Raw genomic sequence first — 15,919 nt, 5'->3', positions numbered from 1 at the left:
ATCGCGGTACGAGGGCATTCACTATGAAAAGCGGGACCTGCCCGATAGAGTACAGGGCATCACAGAGGGGACGATCCATGCCGATTTTGAAGCGGTCTTTTTCCAGCATCTGCACGACTGCGCTGGTTGCAGGCAGCATGTTTGTCGCACCGATTGCCGAAGCATGCACGCGTTTCGTGTATCACGGGGCCAACGACCAGGTGATGACCGCGCGATCCATGGACTGGAAAGTGGATGTCGCGACCAACCTCTGGATCTTTCCACGCGGTATGAAGCGCTCTGGCGAGGCGGGTGAGAACTCGATCCAGTGGACCTCCAAATATGGCAGCGTCATCGCTTCTGGTTACGACATCTCCACCACGGATGGGCTGAACGAAGCGGGGCTTTCCGTTGGCGCACTATGGCTGGTCGAATCCGAATATCCCACATATGACGGCACCACACCTGGCCTCAGCATCGCGGCCTGGGCGCAATATGTGCTCGATAATTTTGCTACGGTCGATGAGGCGGTCAAGAACCTGAGCGCCGATCCATTCACGATCGTCACGGACAAGGTGCCGGGCGAAGACAGGCTGGCCACGCTGCATCTGGCGATATCCGATTCCAGCGGTGACAGTGCGGTTATCGAATATATCAACGGTAAACAGGTGATCCATCACGGCAAGCAATATCAGGTGATGACCAACTCGCCGACCTATGACGAGCAGCTAGCGCTCAATTCCTACTGGACCCAGATTGGCGGCACCGTCATGCTACCGGGCACCAACCGCGCTGCCGACCGTTTCGCACGCGCTTCCTTCTACGTAAACGCCATCCCGAAAGCCGAAAATCCTGTTGAATCGATTGCCAGTGTTTTCAGCGTCATCCGGAACACTTCGGTCCCCTACGGCCTGACGACGCCCGACCAGCCGAACATTTCTTCGACACGCTGGCGGACAGTGGCCGATCAGAAGCGCAAGCTCTATTTCTTCGAATCCGCCTTGACGCCCAATGTCTTCTGGGTTGACCTGAAGGAAATCGATTTTTCACCGGAGAACGGCAAGGTCAAGAAACTCGATCTTGGCGTCAATCAGACCAATACCTTCGATGGCGTGGTCAATGACAGTTTCAAGGAAAGCGAGCCCTTCAAGTTTCTCGGTCTCTGACCAGGTTTTGCAATTTTTGCTGAACCAATCATGCCCCGTTGCGTTAGTTATTCATAACCAACCCAGAACGGAGGACCGACCAATGGACTGGAATCGCGTTGAAGGAAACTGGAAACAGGCTAAGGGCAAGATCAAGGAACAGTGGGGTAAACTCACCGATGACGATCTCGATCAGATCAATGGCCAGCGCGAACAGTTGGAAGGCAAAATCCAGGAACGCTACGGCATAGAGAAAGACCGCGTGCGTTCCGACCTGGACGATTGGTACAATCGCCAGACCTGGCTTTCGTGACAAGGCACCCTTCAAGAGAAAGCCCTGCCATATGGCAGGGCTTTTTGATTTCTAACGACAACCATCCACGCGCTGCAAAGAGGCCGACAGTCCCATAAGGGAAAACGTATAGCGGGTCTGCGTACCGCGTGCCGATGTCGCTTGCACATTGAGCGTTTTGCCGGCGCGCATAGCCCGCATCAGCCTGGCCTCATCGCCAACATTTTCGGCCCAAGCGCGATTGCCCTCGGTGAAAAATGGAAAGCGAGTGCCATCCACCATCACATTGACCGAACTGTCGGCCTTTAGCTGATATCCCATCACCAATTGAGGGCTATATTGGCCGTCCGCCTTGGAAATAATCACAAAATTATCGCCATGTTGCACGCCGGTCGGCTGAAAATTGATCGGTACAGTCAAAGCATAGCACTTGTTACCCGCAAGCTCGGTGTTCTGGTAAACACCCCAATCCCGGAATTCACCCAAATAACTCGTCTTCGCTGAAGCCGCGAGAGAACTCGCCACCAACCCTGCCAATGCCAGCGCAACGGTGGCTGCATTTTTTCTCATCGCCCAAAACCTCCATTTTGTTGCCAGTTCACGTCACTTAAAAAATTGTTTCATTGCGTTACTATTTTCTTAACGAACTGCTAAAATTTGTTGAAAGTTTGGGATGAAGATCAAAACACCAGTCTGATAAAGCAGGCGGCGTTGTGCAAACGCGATTATCGGCAACACCGCGCGAGCTGGCTGTACTTGGAGCATAATCCGACCGGAGTGAAACGAGGACGATCAAGATTATTCTTGAAATAGAAGAAGTTAGAGCGCTGATCTGATCCAATCAGATCGAAACGCGCTCTAATGAAGAAGGACGTCAGAAACCGGATTCTTGAAATAGCCTGCGCAGCGCACACGGCGCGGTTCCAACGGGAATATCGCCCATCGCTACAAAGCTGATGGAAGAGGAAAATGGTGGGCCCGGAGGTTGTGTAACTATCAAGCAATTTCCGTTAGTTAGGCACCCCGCACCCACCAATTCGCCCACTTTGATTTGATTTGATAATTTTATCGACACCCCGCACCAACCTTTCGCTCAAATCGAAGGGTTGAAATCGCTCACCGTGAGCGATTTGAAAAGCGACACGGTGTCGGGTTTGGGAACGCGGCGGACAAGTTGTCCGTTGATGACAGACTGGGCAAGTTGATCATCGTGGCGGAGAATGAAACGGGCTTGTGCCAGACTGGCGTGAGAAAACCCTTCAGATTTCTGAACAGTTTTACCACGTCCACCCTTCTCACCTTCTGGCTTGAGCATCGCCCTCGCCATCGCTCTTTGACCGGCGAAACCTTTTCCGCAATGGAAAAGCTTCTTCCACAACAGAATAAGCTGCCAAAGTTCCAGAAGGGAACTTCGGCATTCGTCGGGCCGGTGAATTGCTCAAGCAGATCGAACCGCGGAACGGTGCACGAACCGACATCAAAACTACTGACGCCGCCGACAGTAAGTTGACGCGTTGCAAACTTAACGGGCTGGCATTTCAGCCGATCCAGATTTGGATTGACGGACGTGGCCCCAGATTTGGGGCGTCATCCTTAAGGTGGGTACGTTTCGCTCAAAAATGAGCAAAAGTCCGATGCGTCCAAATCTGGTCGCATAAGGTATGCCCAAATCTGGACACACCCCTTGACCACCCGCCGCGCCTCTGCCAGCTTGCGGCAAACAGGGGGAGTGGGCTGAATGGATTGGCTGGGGACACTTAAAGAAAAAGGCGATTTCGCAAAGAGGATAGCTGCGCAGACCGTTGAAGCGCTCAAGCATCCGAACCTTACCATCGATCAGGGGAATAGGCTTTATAAGCTGGTGGTTAAGGGTAGCGAAGAATTTGACCAATTTGTCGAAGAGTTAGACGCGGCAGATTTGGACGATGATTTCCACGACAGCCTGATCGAACTCGCTGAGACGATTGAAGACATATGGTCTAATCTTATTATAGGCGTTGCGGATCAGTTGCGGGGCAAAGGTATCAAGCTCGATCATTCTCAACCTGATCAGGAACGAGACGAAAAGCACAACGAACTTGCAGCCATAGCTGCAAAAAATGGCTTGGAGCTTATCGCATCTGATGTTCTCGTATTGGGAACCGGCATGAGGGCTGATAATGTCGCTGCGTTTGGCCGCGCTCTTCTAGGCTCTCAAAAATCTCATGGCGATTTTGACGATATAGCTATCCAGCTTATTCGAGAGCCTGAGAACGAGTATGATGAGTTTGCGATCAAGGTTTATGGATCGTGGAAAGAAATGGGCCGTTCGGTTAATCGCCACCTCGGTTACGTGCCTAAAAAGCTTGCCTATAAGATCGGCATGAATAATTCCGATGATGCGCTGATTGGCCTGTTTTCATCAATGAATAATAACGATGATGACGGCTACGACATCAAGGTCCATATACTGGCAAAGGAGTAACGGCCTAAGCCGCCTGCGCCAGCTTCATTGCTTTCAGCGCGGTCTTATATGACAGTCCGGTCTTATCGCGCACCCATGGCCCAAATTCGCCGTGTGGAAGCGATTGCTTATTCTGGATGAGGTATTGCCCTATCTCTATCAGTTCCGCGTCTGTGTGGCGCGTATAGGGCTGAAACATGGGTTCCCCATCTGGATTACCCTCTATTTCCGTCGAGGTTGCCCGGTGAAGGGCTTTCTCTTCATCGTAAGCCTTCATAAGCGCTTTGTAGTTAGGCGCTTTGTTGGCCCGCTTTGCGCTTTTGTGCATGGAAAGCATCAGGTAGAGCATACCGGCAAGACTGGCGCGCTGAAGCACGACACCCGATAGCTGATTGCATTCCCACATGGCAAAGCCCATAGGCATCTGATCCCATGCTTCATACCAGCTTGATAGATCGGTCTCGATCCAGTCAGAGCAGGCCCGGACAAGATCGCTGACGGCCCATAGGCTGTACTTGTCGATCAGTCCCTGCTTTCCCGCTGCTTCTGCCAAGGTGGACAGGACGATACGGGCATGGCCTTCACCGTACTTCTCGATCAGTCGGTTGATCGTGGCAACGGCGCGTGTCTGGCCCGGTAGCGGGTAGCTGGTGCCTGGAATAATCTCGATATCGAATTCCGCGCAAAGTTCATGTGCTGTCGTCATGGTGAAACGGCCTGTTTGCTGAATTGGAGACTGTGCCGAATATATCACATCTTGTGAACAATGCGCTATAATAGATCACATTTATTGAACAGTTGTGGATTGCACATGTCGAAGCTCAACAAGCCTGTCCGGTCCATGCTCATCAACCGATACGATGGTGCGCGGGTGCTGCACATAAGCGATATCGCTTTCAAGGAACTGGTCTCAGAAGGCTATATCAAGCCAGACAGGCGCAAAGGCTTCTATCGGCTGGGAAACATCATCGACGGCCACGCTGAAGCTGTGCGGATGAATAGGATTGTGGCACCGCATGAGAGAACGATCAATCCCGCGATGATGGCTTGCAGCCTGACGGAATAGGAGGCGGGGGTAGGTCTAAACTGTCACCGATCGGTGTCTGAGACCCGTGCGCCAGGACAACACACGCATCTGCAATTCAATAAAAGGGGGGCGTATCTGCCAACCTGACCGGCATGTGCCCGCGTACCCGACGCCCAAACGATCTTTCATAAACCGCGACAATTTTCGTTTTTCTTACGCTTTATGATTGCTGTCTTGTCGGGCGGGTCTGCATCTAAAGGCGGTATGGGGCCGACATACACCGCCCCGCTTGAACCCGGATACTGGCAACACATTGCGGCCTTAGTTGCGTTTCTCCAGCATAAGGCGCATGGTGATTATCATGACAGCAATTGAAACGGGCGCTGTCGTTTGGGCTTAAAATGCCTGGCCCGCAATAAAGGAGGATATCATGTCTTCCATCGCCTTGAATTCCAGAAACATTACTATGATTTCCCGACTTCTTCGGGATGCCCGCAAACCCGGCGACACGCAAGACTTGCGCACCGGTGCGGCGCGATATCTCACGCGCCGTTTTCAGGAGGGCACCTTTGATGAAGATCGCCTTCGAATTGCATTGAACCAGTTCATCAAGAAGCATCGGACAATGGCAAAAGCAGTTGATCGTTGGGATGACGAAGGCGGAGCGTGTTAGACTGGTCTCTAGATGAAAATGGGGCGGGGATTAGACACCCCCGCCTATGGATGCGGCTAATGCAGCTTGTTCAACCGGCAGTAGCACTGATCGATCATATCGGCGCGCTCTTCTTCTGTCGGCTTTCTGCCAAACTGACGAACGAATTGCACATGCTCATGGGCGACGGCCACGGCTAGTGCTCTGGCATCAGTGCCAAACTTAGCTTCGATAATTGCCAACATCTCTTCTGCTTCCACGGTCTCGAAGAAGTCCACGTCTCTACCGCCCATTTGACCAAGCATTATCGATTGCCTTGTAGAACTGCGTGTTTTCCAGCGAATAGCCTCGCCTTTCCAGCACGCGTTCAAAGCCCTTGCGAGGGGCAGGCATTCTAATCTGCTTTGCACCCTTATTGCGCGCCCATGTCTCGTAGAACGATAGGAAGCCCTCGAATGTGCGGCCATCTCTATAGTCTGGCTCGACATAGGCCGCGATCTCTTCCGCGACACGATCCACGCTGAAAGGTCCATTGCCAACGCGAGCACAGAAGAAGCCAACGGTCGCTAAACCGTCACCGGTGTAGGTCTTCGCAGCCAGAACTAGAAAATCAGGATCGGACAGAGCCTTATCGGCTGTTGCCTCAATCACAGTTGGATCGCCTGGAAACGGTGACACTTCTGCTGTTGCCTTGGCTGCCATTTCTAGCAGCCTCGGCTTGTCGTCTGTCGTCGCAACTCGAATTTCTACTGCCATCTGGCTCACGCTCCCTGTTCCACGAACGCGACAAAGTTGACGATGCCGTGGCTGGTTAGCCCATCGGGGTCACGCATTGTCATGGTCTGTCGGTGTGATATCGATACAAGCCGATTGTCGAGTAACTCGATTTTGGCACTGAGAACGGCCCGCCTGACCAGATCACCAACCTTGCGGCATTCCGGGAAGCCAGGTTTTCTCGACCATACGTCTAGCTGCATGGTGATCTCGAAGCCGGTAATGCATTCCGCATCATCTCTCAGTTCATCGAACGGCCCGAATGATACATACGGGAATGCGGACCCCTCCGGCACGGTGTCATATACCCGGCCATTGATAACTGCCGACAACGCCGGATCGGATTTGAGACGGTCATACAGAGCCTTTTGAAGCTCAAGGGACGGTGATGTCATGCCGCCACCTCGCTGACCGCCTTAGCCTGCTCGTAGCGCTCTTTCAGCCACGCCGGGTAACGTTCTGGGCCGTTGGGGTCGATCTGTTTGCCGATCTGATCTTCGGGCCACCTATGAGCGACCCACGATTGGCTGTGTCCCTGCTGAATGGCGCACATCTGAATAAAGCCGCCAGCCATATAGTGACGATTATCGCCCTCTCGTTCTTCCTCACCTTTGACAAACGCGCTATCGGCACGGCAGGCGCAAACCAACCGCATGAGAATATCACCTGTCTCTTCGTTCGGCAGTGGCGGCACCAGGTCGAATTCATGCATCGTATCCGGCAGATGGTTGCACCACGTATCGGCTGGCAATTGAGACCGGACGAACGGTTCTATTGTTATGGATCGGCCATCGCTCAAATCGACACTCGGCTTTTCATAGCTGACCACGCGGTACGCCTCATATGCCTGCCGTGCATCAGACCATCCACCGATGACGCATGAGACTTCGCTAATCGGGCCTCGGTGCCATTCACCCCAGATGTCGGTGAAAAGCTTCCGATGAACGGTCTCGCAGAAGCCTGCTATTCCGTCCACAAGATCGTCAAAGCTGTTGATCTGCTGGTTGACTTCCCACCGCAAGGCAACGGCAAACGCGCCTGCGCCAGTCGCGCCGATGAAGCAGTCATATTCCGGTAGCAGGATGACCTTGGAGACGAAGCCGGACACCTCGCCAGTCTCGTAGGTGTAGCAAACGCCGTCTGATGCAACAAGAATGCCATCCGTACCAACTGATATAGCTAACGCGCTCATGCCTGCCCTCCTATCGCCAGAATACATTCAGCCCCAGCTTCACCGCCTGGCACGTATCCGCCTGTCGCGAAGTGGTCCAAGGACATGCCGTTATTGATTGCTTCCAGAATGCCCCGGTTCTGTTTCGTCGCCTTGGCGTTCACAACGAACTCGCCATTGGAAAGCTTTGCAAAGATGCTGTCAGAGGTCGATGAACCGGGACCGCGCACATGACCGCCGCCTGCCAGTCGCAAACCGGACCATGGGTCAGAACTGCCGCCGCCTCCGAATATGCTGCTGAAGATACCGCCGATCCCGCCACCGCCACCGCCGAATAGCGCATCCAGCCCGGAATTCAGGAAGCGGTCAGCCAGTCGGCCCAGAGCGTCGGACAGCACGTCCGAAGCCTTTGCGCCACTGAGAAGGCCAGAAACCAGCGTACCGGCGAATTCACGGCCAGCCTCGTTAACTTCCTGAATAGCTGCCTGCTGCTTGTCGTATGCCTCGGTAGCCTTGTAGTTTGCTTCCACAAGCTGCTCGATCTGGGCCTTTTCCGCAGCCGTCGCCGCCGCTCCAGCATGGCGAAGCGCGGTCATCTTCTCCTTTTCCAGTGCCGTCTTGCCAACCAGCGAGGCTTCGAACTGAAGATCTTTGATCAGATCGGTGACGGCCTTGCGCTCGCGTTCTGCGGCCTTGGCTGCCCGGTCACGCGCTTTTTCCTCATCCGACTTGCCCTTCTTCGTTGTTTCAGGCGGGATATATGGCTTCACCGGTGGCTCGATTGTGATGGTGTCGAGTTTGACGGCGGTAAGCTCGTCCTTGCGGGCTTGCAGGCGCGCCATCTGATCGTTGACGGCCTGCAATTCGGTAGCAGCGTCCTTGCCGATCCAGCCCAGAACGGTATCCTCTGTGGTCCCTGCCTGCGCTTCAAGCTGAGCCTTGCGCTTGATGAGCGTGTCCAATTCGGCATTGATGCCAGACAGCGTTTTGTCTTCAAGGTTCTGCCACGACGACAGGAAGCCTTGCAGAGCGGTTGCTGCTTCAACAATAGCGCCTTTGACCGCCGTGCCCATCGTGGTCGCCAGACGGTTGAAAGCCTTGTCGATCTCATCAGCTTTTTTGATGAAGTCAGCGTCGAAGACAGCGCCCATCTTCTCGGCTTCGTTGAGCGTGGCGGTGATACCCTCGCGGCCCTGATCAATGAGGCGGGTGAACTGCTCGCCCCCTTGTCCTCCAAGTAACTCATCAAATATCCTGACGCCTGCCGCTGTATTCTGCAAACGCTTGGTGCGGTCGATGATTTCCAGCAATAGCGCTGAAGGGTCTTTCAGGCGCTGTTTGACTTCTGCGGGTGACATGCCGATCTGAGCAAAGGCATCCGCGCCGCCGCCTTTGCCGGTCTTTGCGTACTCATCACCACGAATATTGAGCTCTTTAAAAGCATCGATCATGGCGTCAATGCCGATGCGGTTCTGATCCGCAACATAGCGCCACTTCTGGAAATCCTCGACCTTGATACCGGCAGTCTGCGCCTCGCGGCCAAGGTCAGCAAATGACTTCGTGACAGCCTGTACACTCGCGGCGAGACCAACTACGCCACCGGCAGCGATGCCCGCAAACAGGCCCTTGCCAAACTCGGCCACGATGCCTTTCATCTTGGAGAAGCCACGGCTCAGCGAGCTTTCCATGTTCTTCGCCGCCTTGTTGGTGCGGCGTTCCATGTTCCCCATTTCGCCGTCAAGCTGCTTGGCAAACTTCGCCATCTGCTTTTCGGCCTGGGCGACACGCATTTCCATGCGCGCATATAATGCGGGTTCATTGGCCATTGTTGAAATCCTTGACTGATTTATTCATGGCGCGGCTACGGCGGCTCGCGAACTTCTTCTTGAACAGGCGATAAGCGGGCCAGAAGAAGGGATTGGCTGCCATCTCCTGGGTGCCGAACTCTTGCGCCAGAGCGTAATCGAATGTGGCGCTCTGGCCGTCCTTGACGGGTCGCGTGGTGGCTTCGCCGCCAGCCCGCACAACCTGACCGCCTGTCTCGGTCTCGTAATGGCGGATGCTTGGTTTCAGATGGATGCCGTCCTTCGGATCGACCGGGGCCATGCTGCGCGACACACGCACCCATTCGTCGGCGTTCTGCTCTATGGCCCGATTGGTCTCCTTGCGGACCTTTTCAGGCAACCGAAGCATACGCCGCTTAAATTCACCGCTTAGATACCAGCCCTTAGCCATCGGCGTTCTCCTCTTCATCGGAGAAGGAAGCATCCGCCTCATCAACGCCGTACAGTGCGGCAAGGAGAACCATGGCGGCGAGTGGCGCATATGTGCCGACGCCCTTCGCCCGAATAGCTTCCTTAAGCTGAATGATGCCTTCACATGATTTTCGGGTAGTGAGACCCCCGTTGACCCTAGCGATTGGCTTGAGAAGCCTCCACTGCATGAGGTCGGTGCCTTCTGCTGGCTGTGGCCCAAGTGCAAATTCGAGAACGTTCGTGACATCATCCGCCGTCCACGAATTGCCCATCAGGCGTTTGAGCATGGAAATTGCTGATCCATGGTCGTACTCGAAATATGGCAATGCGTGGCGCTTGATACCGATATTGGCCTGATTGCCGTTGATATTTGCGTTAACAGTTAACGCCTTGGCTGTTTCGGTGCTCATGTTAACTCTCCGAATAAAAATGGGGTGCCGCCGCCATCGTGGCGCGGTCAGAAGCCCGGATTTTCAGGATCAAGCGGGCGGAGGGTTTTTCGGTCATTTTTCCGTTTCGCTTAACAATTCGATCTGGGGGAAAAAAATTATGCGAATGTGGAGGGCGTGGGTACGCGATCAAAGCCCGATTTTGGATCGAAATGGCCCCCCCGGTCATCGATAGGCCCTCATCTGATGGTCGAGGCGCTGCTTTTCGCCGTCATGGCAAGTCTTGCAGAGACATTGCAGGTTCGTCTCATCCCAGAACTTAGTCTCACTGCCGCCATGTGGTTCGCGGTGATCGCAAACCAGCTTGGACGTGTCAGGCTCAAGCAGTCCGCACATCTGACAGGTGAAGAGGTCGCGAGTGAAAATCTTCATGCGAAGCTTCTGCCATCGTGCGATGCGATACCACCGACGCCACGGCTCCACCTTCACACGGTGCGCGTCTCGGCTCTTCTGGCTACCAGGTGTAGGGCCGAGGCGGGGCTTCATGGTCGAGACCAGCGGCTTCATCATCTTGAGCTTAGGTCTGGCCATCAGAAGGTCATCCCATCTGTATTGCGCTTGACGACCTTGAAGATTGTGCGCTGCTCGTCCTTGGTAGGGACGCGTCCGAATATCTCGGTTGCGTGTGCGTAGCATCGCAGGAATAGCTCGGTCTCGTATCGGGCGCGGGTGCCGAACTCATCCTGAACTCGCTGGAGCGTATTCACAGCATCGTCACCGAATAGCTCAACAATCGGCGTATTGAATGCGTCGGGCTTGTCGTCGGTACGGGCCTGATGTTTCGCTGCGGCCTCATGTCGAGACAGGGCCTTTTCGAGAGATATGATCTTCTGGTCGATTGCGGCCAAGCTCTCATCGAGAACAGGCTTGATCTGGGCCATGATGGCCGTAACGAATTCTTGTGCGTTCGTGGTCATGCTGATGCCCTTTCGGTCATTACAGATTTGCTTGTGATGGTTTTGGTGAGGGCGATCACATCGACCGATGACAACGCCACTGCGAGGGTGCGGGCGACGGCAACGGGATCGGCACGAGGATGTTCGATCATCACCTCATCGCAAATTTCTGCGAGGTACTGCGCCATCTTCTTGTTGAGATGCCTTTCAAGATCGGCGCAAAGCTTCTGGTCGCGGATGGTATCGCTCATCGCTCTTCCTCCCGATTGGCCTTGGCCTCAACGGCACTGAGGCGTTTCTCAACATCGGAAAGTGTCTCTTCGAGAGCCTCAAAGGATCGGTCGATGTAACCCTTCACTGCATCGAAAGCTTCATCAAAAGCCTTCTGAAAGGGCATCTTGTCGCCCATACGTTCGCTGATCTTTCTCTCGATTGTATTCAGGACGGCCTCGGCCATTTGCTCGCCGCGCTTTTCCCATTCGTCATTGGTCATCACGCATCACGTCCTTTCTTCACCATCAGCATCCAGCCATCACATGAAGCCGGTGCCTCTGTTTCCTTGAGCGTCCGTACGGCGATCCATGCGCACCCGTTGAACGTCACCACGTCGCCCTTGGAATAGTCCTGTGCTCGCTGGTAAGCGCCTCGGTATTTGATGCCGCCTTCTTCCAGGGCATCCAGTCGCTTCTTCATCGCATCAAATACGTCCATGACTTCGGCTAGAGCTTCATAGAAGACGCCAGTTTGGACGGATGATTTCAAAAGCTCCGGTGGGGCGTTCTTGATTAAGTCTCGCAGGCTCATTGCCGATCCTCCGCAATTTCGTGAATGATCCCGTTTTCAAGGCACCAATCGATAGAAGACGGGCTTTCGTCCGATGCGATGTTTTGGATCGTGGAAACGTCTATGCCGGTGCGCTGCGTGATTAGGGCGAACATATCCGTGTCAATCGCCCGGAATTGATCTGCCTGACGCTGGAAATCAGCCGCCGTCCACGATGTGACCGAGTATTCCCCGCATCGTGTCTGATGAATGAGGAAAGACGCTTTACGGCTGGCGATGCGCCGATCTGCTGCCAGTGCGATCAACAGGCCGCCGCTTTCGCAGCTACCGACGATATGGGCCGTCTTGCGTTCGGCGGGATGGTCGCGAAGCTGCTTGTGTAGCAACATCGCGGGAAAGCATTCGCCTCCGGGGCAGTCGATAATCAGATCGATCGAATGGGCTGCCGGAGCAGATGCAAGCTTCTCAACCGTGTCGCAGAACATCAGTTCGTCAATCGGTCCCTTGATGTCGATCTCGATATGACGGACGTAATCGCCCTTGGCGCGGTGACGCTCGGCAAGCTTCAGATTGCGCTGCTTCACGGCCTCGGTCGGCTCCAGGCTAATGCCATCATCTGAGAACATGCTGAAGATCATCGGCACCAACTCCGGGCAAGTTTCAGGGAGTTGTCGATAAGGCCGCGCTGGCCCTTGCTGCCGTTGATTGCTGGATGGTCGGGCGAGAGACCGGCCCGCAGAGCTTCACGATGGAAATCTTCGCCAGCTTTCAGAAGGGTATCCAGTGTCTCCACCGCTTCGAGAACGGCAGCGGCATATTCCTGATAAACCGGCTGGAGTTGCTGGTTGGCCGTGTGGACGTATTGGCGATGGAGACTTTGAAAGGTGCCGCTCGTCTCGGTATCCTGATTGACAAGCTCGGCCAGATTGTCGGCTGCATCATCAATCTGTACTTGGCTGGGAATTGACCGAACCGTAACTCCGGCTTCGGCATTGCTGCGGCTCAACCGCATATCGGAAAGCTCACGCGATGCTAACGCTCTGGCGTTCCGGGTCGCTTCATATGCCTGTCCCGCTTCGACAAGCTGGCGGGGCTTCTCTGGAAGACGAAGAGCGCGGGTGAAGTATGCCGCGCCCTTCTGGTCTTTGGTGTTCCGGGTCATGTTGGGTGCCTTGTTTGCCATTGCTGACAAATCTATCACCCCGCATCGTCACGACCCGTCACGCGTGACATAATCCCGGAAGGCGACTTCTAGAGCCTCCTTGACCCGCTCCGGATCGTCATCGTCCCATTCCTTCAGATGTCCGGTTTCGATGAGGAAATCTCTGACGGCTTCACCAGGAAGCGCGAGAGGGAATATCACATCACCACGGCGTTGACGGGCGCGACAATCACGCTGACGCTCTGCTGCCGTCCTGGGGCGTTCGCTGCTGGTCCTCCTGATCAATTTGCCCTCGCTTGGATAAGGACGCTTTCCGCTGCGGCAAGGGTGGCTTCCAGCATCGTTAGGCCAAACCGCCGACGGAGCGCCGGAATGATAGGGTGAGGCTTCTGGTCTGTCGGTGTCGTCGCCAGCCAACGGGCAGCCTCGGTCACGCGGGGATTGGTTTGCTCGGTCATGCGTGTTCCTCCTCGTCGTCAGGGAAGAATGAATTCCACAAGTTGCTCTGCGCTTGCAGGACACTATCCTTGGAAAGTCGATATTCGTCGGAACGTGGCGATAGATTAGAAGGCTTCTCGCTTGATATGCGCATAGCCTCACGATATGCCAGCATCGCTTTTACCATGCTGTCGAAATGCTCTTGGCTGATGTCGTCAGGCTTGGCGGTTGTGCCGCTTCTGGCATAGGCAAGCTCGTGTCTCAGGGTGTCGTTGTCGTCGCGAAGCTTGGCGAGTTCCTTGCGCAATTCTTGTAGCTGGCGATTAAAATCGTCAGCCGTTGCCTTTGCATCCCTTGCCGCGAATGATGCATCGTCCACTTGCTGCTTGAGGCTCTTACGTTCGGCCTTCTGTTTGATGACTTCAACCTGTTTCGCTGGGTCTTCCTCTTTGGAGGCGTTCAGCAATACGGATCGGTTGTTATCAAGCCCAACTTCGCGAGCGGCTTCCTTGGCTTCCTCGGAAAGGCTGGCAACTTTGACGGCGCGGTGAGCATCAGGCTTGGAAATGTTCAGGTCACGAGCGGCAGCACTGACGCCGCCTTCCGGCCTGCCTCTTTCGATTTTCGTTTCAACTTGAGACGAAATTCTTTCAGTGCTCAACTCGATCCACTTCGCAACCTGCTCATCACGCTCAAGAGCAGTCAGTTCGGCACGGTGAAGGTTCTCAGCAATTTCCCAAAGCTGGGCTTCAATTTCATCGCAGTTGCGAATGATCGCGGGAATACGATCAAGGCCGAGAACCTTGTAAGCTTCAAGCCTGTGATGCCCTGTGATCAATACAAAGGCGCGAGTGTATTCCCCGTCCTCCGGGTCTAGCACATCAGTTAAACGAACGGTAATTGGCGTCTGAAGCCCGATATTACTGATACTGTCTGCCAATCGAGCAACAGCATCCTGATTAAGTGGGCGGCGGTTGCCGACGATGAATATCTCATCGGTCTTGATGTTCATGATCTGGCTCATGCGGCACCTCCGATTATCTTGCTGGCGATCCATTCCGATTTCTTCTCTGCCGGATTAATCGGATCACCTTCCAGACGATCCAGGGCGCGCCATGCGTCCGAGTTTGTTTCGAAAGGGCCTGCGACGATGGAAGCGCCGTTCATGACGCAATAACCACCATCTGGATGCTTACTCACAATCATGCGCGTTTCCTTTCTTCGGACTGATAGATCGTGGCCCGAAAATCCATGACGGTTGCCTGCTGCGGTTGGATAGGAATATTCCGCTCTTCCCACATTCTTTTAGCGAGGTGCGGTATCCAGTTGATGATTTGCGCGGTGGGCCTCGCTGAAGCCCATTCGAATAGGTCGAGCTGCTTCATGCTACATGCCTTTCCGCGAAAGCCCGTTGCTGGGTGATAATCGCCGGGGTGAGTTCACCGGCCAGAAGCATTCGTCTCAAATACGATGTGACCGCTGGAGATATTGAGACGCCGGAGCAAATTTCCGTCATCATGTGCTCAAGTTCTTCCTGCGAGGCCGGAACAGGTAAAGGCTGACACTGATTGTCCTCCTCTCCATAGGCAGAAAGGAATTGCTCCTCTTCTATGCTAGCCTTTCCACGGTAGTGCTCTACGATATTGGGGTCATTCGTTGCCCCCCTGTGGGGACAATTAATAACCCCCTCGTCATTTTCCGTGGGGTCATTCGTTGACCCCCTGTGAAGCTTGAGGGCCTTCTTCCTCCGATATTCCTCACGGGCCGCTGCCGCATCTTCCTTGAGCTTTTCTGCTTTTGCTTGAATGTGCATTTTTACACGTTCGACATGGGGGTTGCAGACCTGATAAAGTTCACAGCCGCTAGCTGTTGTGCCTTTCCTGACCAGATACCCCTGCTCTTCGAGAAGCTTTCGCGCCTTTCTCGCTGATAGCTTCGTCTTGATATTGGTCTTCGCCATGATTGTAATGCTTGAGGCATAGACCAACGTCGGCTTTAGCGATTTCTCATCCACCGAAAGAAACGAGATGAGAACACCGATAACGGCTTCGCATGGCGCTGCACTCAACCTGGGGTCACCGCGAACTGTCTCCAGAAGTTCGAATTTGAAGGTGGCAATGTTGGACTTTGCTTTGGCCTTCGCCGTGGCATAGTCGAGTACTTCACCATCATCGGTGACGAACTCGCTCATGCCGACACCTCATCGGATGGAGGCGAGAAAAGCCATTCATGATCCCAGGCGATCCCCTTTCGGGCAGCGGCCTGCCGAAGTGCAATGATGTTTTCGAGAGACGGGGAGCCTTCCCCGTTTTCCCAACGCGAGACAGTCGCTTGACTGACTTGGGCCATCCGAGCAAATTCCGCTTGGTTGGCCTTGAATATCTTATGTCGGAGGAAAAGTATCTGTTGCATGCCGCCAATTTATCCGTTCGCGGATTATTCGTCAATTACAA

Annotated in this window: 29 protein-coding genes; 5 read left to right on the top strand and 24 right to left on the bottom strand. The window is 54.3% G+C overall.

What is annotated here, in order from left to right:
* Positions 1 to 77: 77 nt before the first annotated feature.
* The gene (locus FIB18_RS20695; RefSeq protein WP_140022506.1) at positions 78 to 1,145 is read left to right on the top strand and encodes a linear amide C-N hydrolase; all 1,068 of its coding nucleotides are present in this window, start codon (positions 78 to 80) and stop codon (positions 1,143 to 1,145) included.
* 82 nt (positions 1,146 to 1,227) lie between these two features.
* Positions 1,228 to 1,437 (top strand): CsbD family protein, encoded by a 210-nt coding sequence (locus tag FIB18_RS20690; protein ID WP_061345969.1) that lies wholly within the window; start codon positions 1,228 to 1,230, stop codon positions 1,435 to 1,437.
* Between the two features lie 51 nt (positions 1,438 to 1,488).
* Here the strand turns inward: FIB18_RS20690 and FIB18_RS20685 are convergent, their stop codons facing one another.
* Positions 1,489 to 1,986 (bottom strand): invasion associated locus B family protein, encoded by a 498-nt coding sequence (locus tag FIB18_RS20685; RefSeq protein ID WP_140022505.1) that lies wholly within the window; start codon positions 1,984 to 1,986, stop codon positions 1,489 to 1,491.
* A gap of 523 nt (positions 1,987 to 2,509) precedes the next feature.
* A complete protein-coding gene (locus tag FIB18_RS20680; protein WP_140022504.1) occupies positions 2,510 to 2,731 on the bottom strand; it encodes a hypothetical protein in 222 nt (73 codons plus the stop codon).
* 423 nt (positions 2,732 to 3,154) lie between these two features.
* On the opposite strand from FIB18_RS20680, the gene FIB18_RS20675 reads away from it, so the two are divergent.
* Positions 3,155 to 3,880: an HIRAN domain-containing protein gene (locus FIB18_RS20675; protein ID WP_140022503.1), complete on the top strand. Its 726-nt coding sequence runs from the start codon at positions 3,155 to 3,157 to the stop codon at positions 3,878 to 3,880.
* Between the two features lie 4 nt (positions 3,881 to 3,884).
* Here FIB18_RS20675 and FIB18_RS20670 read toward each other — a convergent pair whose 3' ends face one another.
* Complete coding sequence (locus FIB18_RS20670) at positions 3,885 to 4,565, bottom strand: DUF3102 domain-containing protein (RefSeq protein ID WP_140022502.1); 681 nt, start codon at positions 4,563 to 4,565, stop codon at positions 3,885 to 3,887.
* Between the two features lie 105 nt (positions 4,566 to 4,670).
* Between FIB18_RS20670 and FIB18_RS20665 the strand changes: the two genes are divergently transcribed.
* On the top strand, positions 4,671 to 4,925 hold the full coding sequence (locus FIB18_RS20665) for a hypothetical protein (protein ID WP_140022501.1): 255 nt from the start codon (positions 4,671 to 4,673) through the stop codon (positions 4,923 to 4,925).
* A gap of 391 nt (positions 4,926 to 5,316) precedes the next feature.
* A complete protein-coding gene (locus FIB18_RS20660; RefSeq protein WP_140022500.1) occupies positions 5,317 to 5,559 on the top strand; it encodes a hypothetical protein in 243 nt (80 codons plus the stop codon).
* 56 nt (positions 5,560 to 5,615) lie between these two features.
* Here FIB18_RS20660 and FIB18_RS20655 read toward each other — a convergent pair whose 3' ends face one another.
* From FIB18_RS20655 to FIB18_RS25475, 21 genes are all read right to left on the bottom strand, one after another.
* Positions 5,616 to 5,816: a hypothetical protein gene (locus tag FIB18_RS20655; protein ID WP_140022499.1), complete on the bottom strand. Its 201-nt coding sequence runs from the start codon at positions 5,814 to 5,816 to the stop codon at positions 5,616 to 5,618.
* A 4-nt stretch (positions 5,817 to 5,820) separates the two neighbouring features.
* Positions 5,821 to 6,294, bottom strand: coding sequence for a hypothetical protein (locus tag FIB18_RS20650; RefSeq protein WP_140022498.1), 474 nt, complete (start codon positions 6,292 to 6,294; stop codon positions 5,821 to 5,823).
* Between the two features lie 5 nt (positions 6,295 to 6,299).
* Entirely contained in the window at positions 6,300 to 6,707 is a 408-nt protein-coding gene (locus FIB18_RS20645) for a DUF3168 domain-containing protein (protein ID WP_140022497.1), read from the bottom strand.
* Positions 6,704 to 7,504, bottom strand: coding sequence for a hypothetical protein (locus tag FIB18_RS20640; RefSeq protein WP_140022496.1), 801 nt, complete (start codon positions 7,502 to 7,504; stop codon positions 6,704 to 6,706). Before FIB18_RS20640 ends, FIB18_RS20645 begins: the two co-directional genes overlap by 4 nt.
* Positions 7,501 to 9,309, bottom strand: a complete 1,809-nt coding sequence (locus tag FIB18_RS20635) for a hypothetical protein (RefSeq protein ID WP_140022495.1) — start codon at positions 9,307 to 9,309, stop codon at positions 7,501 to 7,503. The genes FIB18_RS20640 and FIB18_RS20635 overlap by 4 nt, the downstream gene beginning before the upstream one ends.
* Positions 9,299 to 9,718 carry an HK97-gp10 family putative phage morphogenesis protein gene (locus tag FIB18_RS24870; RefSeq protein WP_158295723.1) on the bottom strand — a complete coding sequence of 140 codons (420 nt, stop codon included), beginning with the start codon at positions 9,716 to 9,718 and terminating at the stop codon, positions 9,299 to 9,301. Before FIB18_RS24870 ends, FIB18_RS20635 begins: the two co-directional genes overlap by 11 nt.
* Positions 9,711 to 10,148: a hypothetical protein gene (locus FIB18_RS24865; protein WP_158295722.1), complete on the bottom strand. Its 438-nt coding sequence runs from the start codon at positions 10,146 to 10,148 to the stop codon at positions 9,711 to 9,713. The genes FIB18_RS24870 and FIB18_RS24865 overlap by 8 nt, the downstream gene beginning before the upstream one ends.
* 204 nt (positions 10,149 to 10,352) lie before the next feature.
* Positions 10,353 to 10,718 (bottom strand): HNH endonuclease, encoded by a 366-nt coding sequence (locus tag FIB18_RS20625; RefSeq protein ID WP_140022493.1) that lies wholly within the window; start codon positions 10,716 to 10,718, stop codon positions 10,353 to 10,355.
* Positions 10,718 to 11,104, bottom strand: a complete 387-nt coding sequence (locus FIB18_RS20620; RefSeq protein ID WP_140022492.1) for a hypothetical protein — start codon at positions 11,102 to 11,104, stop codon at positions 10,718 to 10,720. The genes FIB18_RS20625 and FIB18_RS20620 overlap by 1 nt, the downstream gene beginning before the upstream one ends.
* On the bottom strand, positions 11,101 to 11,334 hold the full coding sequence (locus FIB18_RS20615) for a hypothetical protein (RefSeq protein WP_140022491.1): 234 nt from the start codon (positions 11,332 to 11,334) through the stop codon (positions 11,101 to 11,103). The genes FIB18_RS20620 and FIB18_RS20615 overlap by 4 nt, the downstream gene beginning before the upstream one ends.
* Positions 11,331 to 11,576: a hypothetical protein gene (locus tag FIB18_RS20610; RefSeq protein WP_140022490.1), complete on the bottom strand. Its 246-nt coding sequence runs from the start codon at positions 11,574 to 11,576 to the stop codon at positions 11,331 to 11,333. The genes FIB18_RS20615 and FIB18_RS20610 overlap by 4 nt, the downstream gene beginning before the upstream one ends.
* Positions 11,576 to 11,887: a hypothetical protein gene (locus FIB18_RS20605; protein ID WP_140022489.1), complete on the bottom strand. Its 312-nt coding sequence runs from the start codon at positions 11,885 to 11,887 to the stop codon at positions 11,576 to 11,578. The genes FIB18_RS20610 and FIB18_RS20605 overlap by 1 nt, the downstream gene beginning before the upstream one ends.
* On the bottom strand, positions 11,884 to 12,504 hold the full coding sequence (locus tag FIB18_RS20600; protein ID WP_140022488.1) for an ATP-dependent Clp protease proteolytic subunit: 621 nt from the start codon (positions 12,502 to 12,504) through the stop codon (positions 11,884 to 11,886). Before FIB18_RS20600 ends, FIB18_RS20605 begins: the two co-directional genes overlap by 4 nt.
* On the bottom strand, positions 12,501 to 13,028 hold the full coding sequence (locus tag FIB18_RS20595; RefSeq protein ID WP_140022487.1) for a hypothetical protein: 528 nt from the start codon (positions 13,026 to 13,028) through the stop codon (positions 12,501 to 12,503). The genes FIB18_RS20600 and FIB18_RS20595 overlap by 4 nt, the downstream gene beginning before the upstream one ends.
* 48 nt (positions 13,029 to 13,076) lie before the next feature.
* On the bottom strand, positions 13,077 to 13,313 hold the full coding sequence (locus FIB18_RS20590) for a hypothetical protein (protein ID WP_140022486.1): 237 nt from the start codon (positions 13,311 to 13,313) through the stop codon (positions 13,077 to 13,079).
* Positions 13,310 to 13,486 (bottom strand): hypothetical protein, encoded by a 177-nt coding sequence (locus FIB18_RS25030; protein WP_168436441.1) that lies wholly within the window; start codon positions 13,484 to 13,486, stop codon positions 13,310 to 13,312. Before FIB18_RS25030 ends, FIB18_RS20590 begins: the two co-directional genes overlap by 4 nt.
* Entirely contained in the window at positions 13,483 to 14,490 is a 1,008-nt protein-coding gene (locus tag FIB18_RS20585; protein ID WP_158295721.1) for a ParB/RepB/Spo0J family partition protein, read from the bottom strand. Before FIB18_RS20585 ends, FIB18_RS25030 begins: the two co-directional genes overlap by 4 nt.
* Entirely contained in the window at positions 14,487 to 14,672 is a 186-nt protein-coding gene (locus FIB18_RS20580) for a hypothetical protein (RefSeq protein WP_029924523.1), read from the bottom strand. The genes FIB18_RS20585 and FIB18_RS20580 overlap by 4 nt, the downstream gene beginning before the upstream one ends.
* Positions 14,669 to 14,851, bottom strand: coding sequence for a hypothetical protein (locus FIB18_RS20575; protein WP_140022484.1), 183 nt, complete (start codon positions 14,849 to 14,851; stop codon positions 14,669 to 14,671). The genes FIB18_RS20580 and FIB18_RS20575 overlap by 4 nt, the downstream gene beginning before the upstream one ends.
* A complete protein-coding gene (locus FIB18_RS20570; protein ID WP_140022483.1) occupies positions 14,848 to 15,657 on the bottom strand; it encodes a hypothetical protein in 810 nt (269 codons plus the stop codon). Before FIB18_RS20570 ends, FIB18_RS20575 begins: the two co-directional genes overlap by 4 nt.
* Entirely contained in the window at positions 15,654 to 15,878 is a 225-nt protein-coding gene (locus FIB18_RS25475) for a helix-turn-helix domain-containing protein (protein ID WP_140022482.1), read from the bottom strand. Before FIB18_RS25475 ends, FIB18_RS20570 begins: the two co-directional genes overlap by 4 nt.
* Positions 15,879 to 15,919 lie beyond the last annotated feature (41 nt).

Origin of the sequence: Brucella pecoris (assembly GCF_006376675.1) — a bacterium.
GTDB lineage: Bacteria > Pseudomonadota > Alphaproteobacteria > Rhizobiales > Rhizobiaceae > Brucella > Brucella pecoris.
Note: the sequence above shows the minus strand (reverse complement) of the source record. Positions and strands in the feature narration are given on the sequence as shown.

Coding starts and splice junctions, on each gene's coding strand:
- FIB18_RS24865 (WP_158295722.1), bottom strand. CDS start 10,148: ATGAGCACCGAAACAGCCAAGGCGTTAACTGTTAACGCAAATATCAAC.
- FIB18_RS20620 (WP_140022492.1), bottom strand. CDS start 11,104: ATGACCACGAACGCACAAGAATTCGTTACGGCCATCATGGCCCAGATC.
- FIB18_RS20695 (WP_140022506.1), top strand. CDS start 78: ATGCCGATTTTGAAGCGGTCTTTTTCCAGCATCTGCACGACTGCGCTG.
- FIB18_RS20600 (WP_140022488.1), bottom strand. CDS start 12,504: ATGATCTTCAGCATGTTCTCAGATGATGGCATTAGCCTGGAGCCGACC.
- FIB18_RS20615 (WP_140022491.1), bottom strand. CDS start 11,334: ATGAGCGATACCATCCGCGACCAGAAGCTTTGCGCCGATCTTGAAAGG.
- FIB18_RS24870 (WP_158295723.1), bottom strand. CDS start 9,718: ATGGCTAAGGGCTGGTATCTAAGCGGTGAATTTAAGCGGCGTATGCTT.
- FIB18_RS20575 (WP_140022484.1), bottom strand. CDS start 14,851: ATGAAGCAGCTCGACCTATTCGAATGGGCTTCAGCGAGGCCCACCGCG.
- FIB18_RS20675 (WP_140022503.1), top strand. CDS start 3,155: ATGGATTGGCTGGGGACACTTAAAGAAAAAGGCGATTTCGCAAAGAGG.
- FIB18_RS20635 (WP_140022495.1), bottom strand. CDS start 9,309: ATGGCCAATGAACCCGCATTATATGCGCGCATGGAAATGCGTGTCGCC.
- FIB18_RS20690 (WP_061345969.1), top strand. CDS start 1,228: ATGGACTGGAATCGCGTTGAAGGAAACTGGAAACAGGCTAAGGGCAAG.
- FIB18_RS20595 (WP_140022487.1), bottom strand. CDS start 13,028: ATGACCCGGAACACCAAAGACCAGAAGGGCGCGGCATACTTCACCCGC.
- FIB18_RS20660 (WP_140022500.1), top strand. CDS start 5,317: ATGTCTTCCATCGCCTTGAATTCCAGAAACATTACTATGATTTCCCGA.
- FIB18_RS20665 (WP_140022501.1), top strand. CDS start 4,671: ATGTCGAAGCTCAACAAGCCTGTCCGGTCCATGCTCATCAACCGATAC.
- FIB18_RS20625 (WP_140022493.1), bottom strand. CDS start 10,718: ATGGCCAGACCTAAGCTCAAGATGATGAAGCCGCTGGTCTCGACCATG.
- FIB18_RS20670 (WP_140022502.1), bottom strand. CDS start 4,565: ATGACGACAGCACATGAACTTTGCGCGGAATTCGATATCGAGATTATT.
- FIB18_RS20650 (WP_140022498.1), bottom strand. CDS start 6,294: ATGGCAGTAGAAATTCGAGTTGCGACGACAGACGACAAGCCGAGGCTG.
- FIB18_RS20610 (WP_140022490.1), bottom strand. CDS start 11,576: ATGACCAATGACGAATGGGAAAAGCGCGGCGAGCAAATGGCCGAGGCC.
- FIB18_RS25030 (WP_168436441.1), bottom strand. CDS start 13,486: ATGACCGAGCAAACCAATCCCCGCGTGACCGAGGCTGCCCGTTGGCTG.
- FIB18_RS20580 (WP_029924523.1), bottom strand. CDS start 14,672: ATGATTGTGAGTAAGCATCCAGATGGTGGTTATTGCGTCATGAACGGC.
- FIB18_RS20680 (WP_140022504.1), bottom strand. CDS start 2,731: ATGCTCAAGCCAGAAGGTGAGAAGGGTGGACGTGGTAAAACTGTTCAG.
- FIB18_RS25475 (WP_140022482.1), bottom strand. CDS start 15,878: ATGCAACAGATACTTTTCCTCCGACATAAGATATTCAAGGCCAACCAA.
- FIB18_RS20645 (WP_140022497.1), bottom strand. CDS start 6,707: ATGACATCACCGTCCCTTGAGCTTCAAAAGGCTCTGTATGACCGTCTC.
- FIB18_RS20640 (WP_140022496.1), bottom strand. CDS start 7,504: ATGAGCGCGTTAGCTATATCAGTTGGTACGGATGGCATTCTTGTTGCA.
- FIB18_RS20570 (WP_140022483.1), bottom strand. CDS start 15,657: ATGAGCGAGTTCGTCACCGATGATGGTGAAGTACTCGACTATGCCACG.
- FIB18_RS20585 (WP_158295721.1), bottom strand. CDS start 14,490: ATGAGCCAGATCATGAACATCAAGACCGATGAGATATTCATCGTCGGC.
- FIB18_RS20605 (WP_140022489.1), bottom strand. CDS start 11,887: ATGAGCCTGCGAGACTTAATCAAGAACGCCCCACCGGAGCTTTTGAAA.
- FIB18_RS20685 (WP_140022505.1), bottom strand. CDS start 1,986: ATGAGAAAAAATGCAGCCACCGTTGCGCTGGCATTGGCAGGGTTGGTG.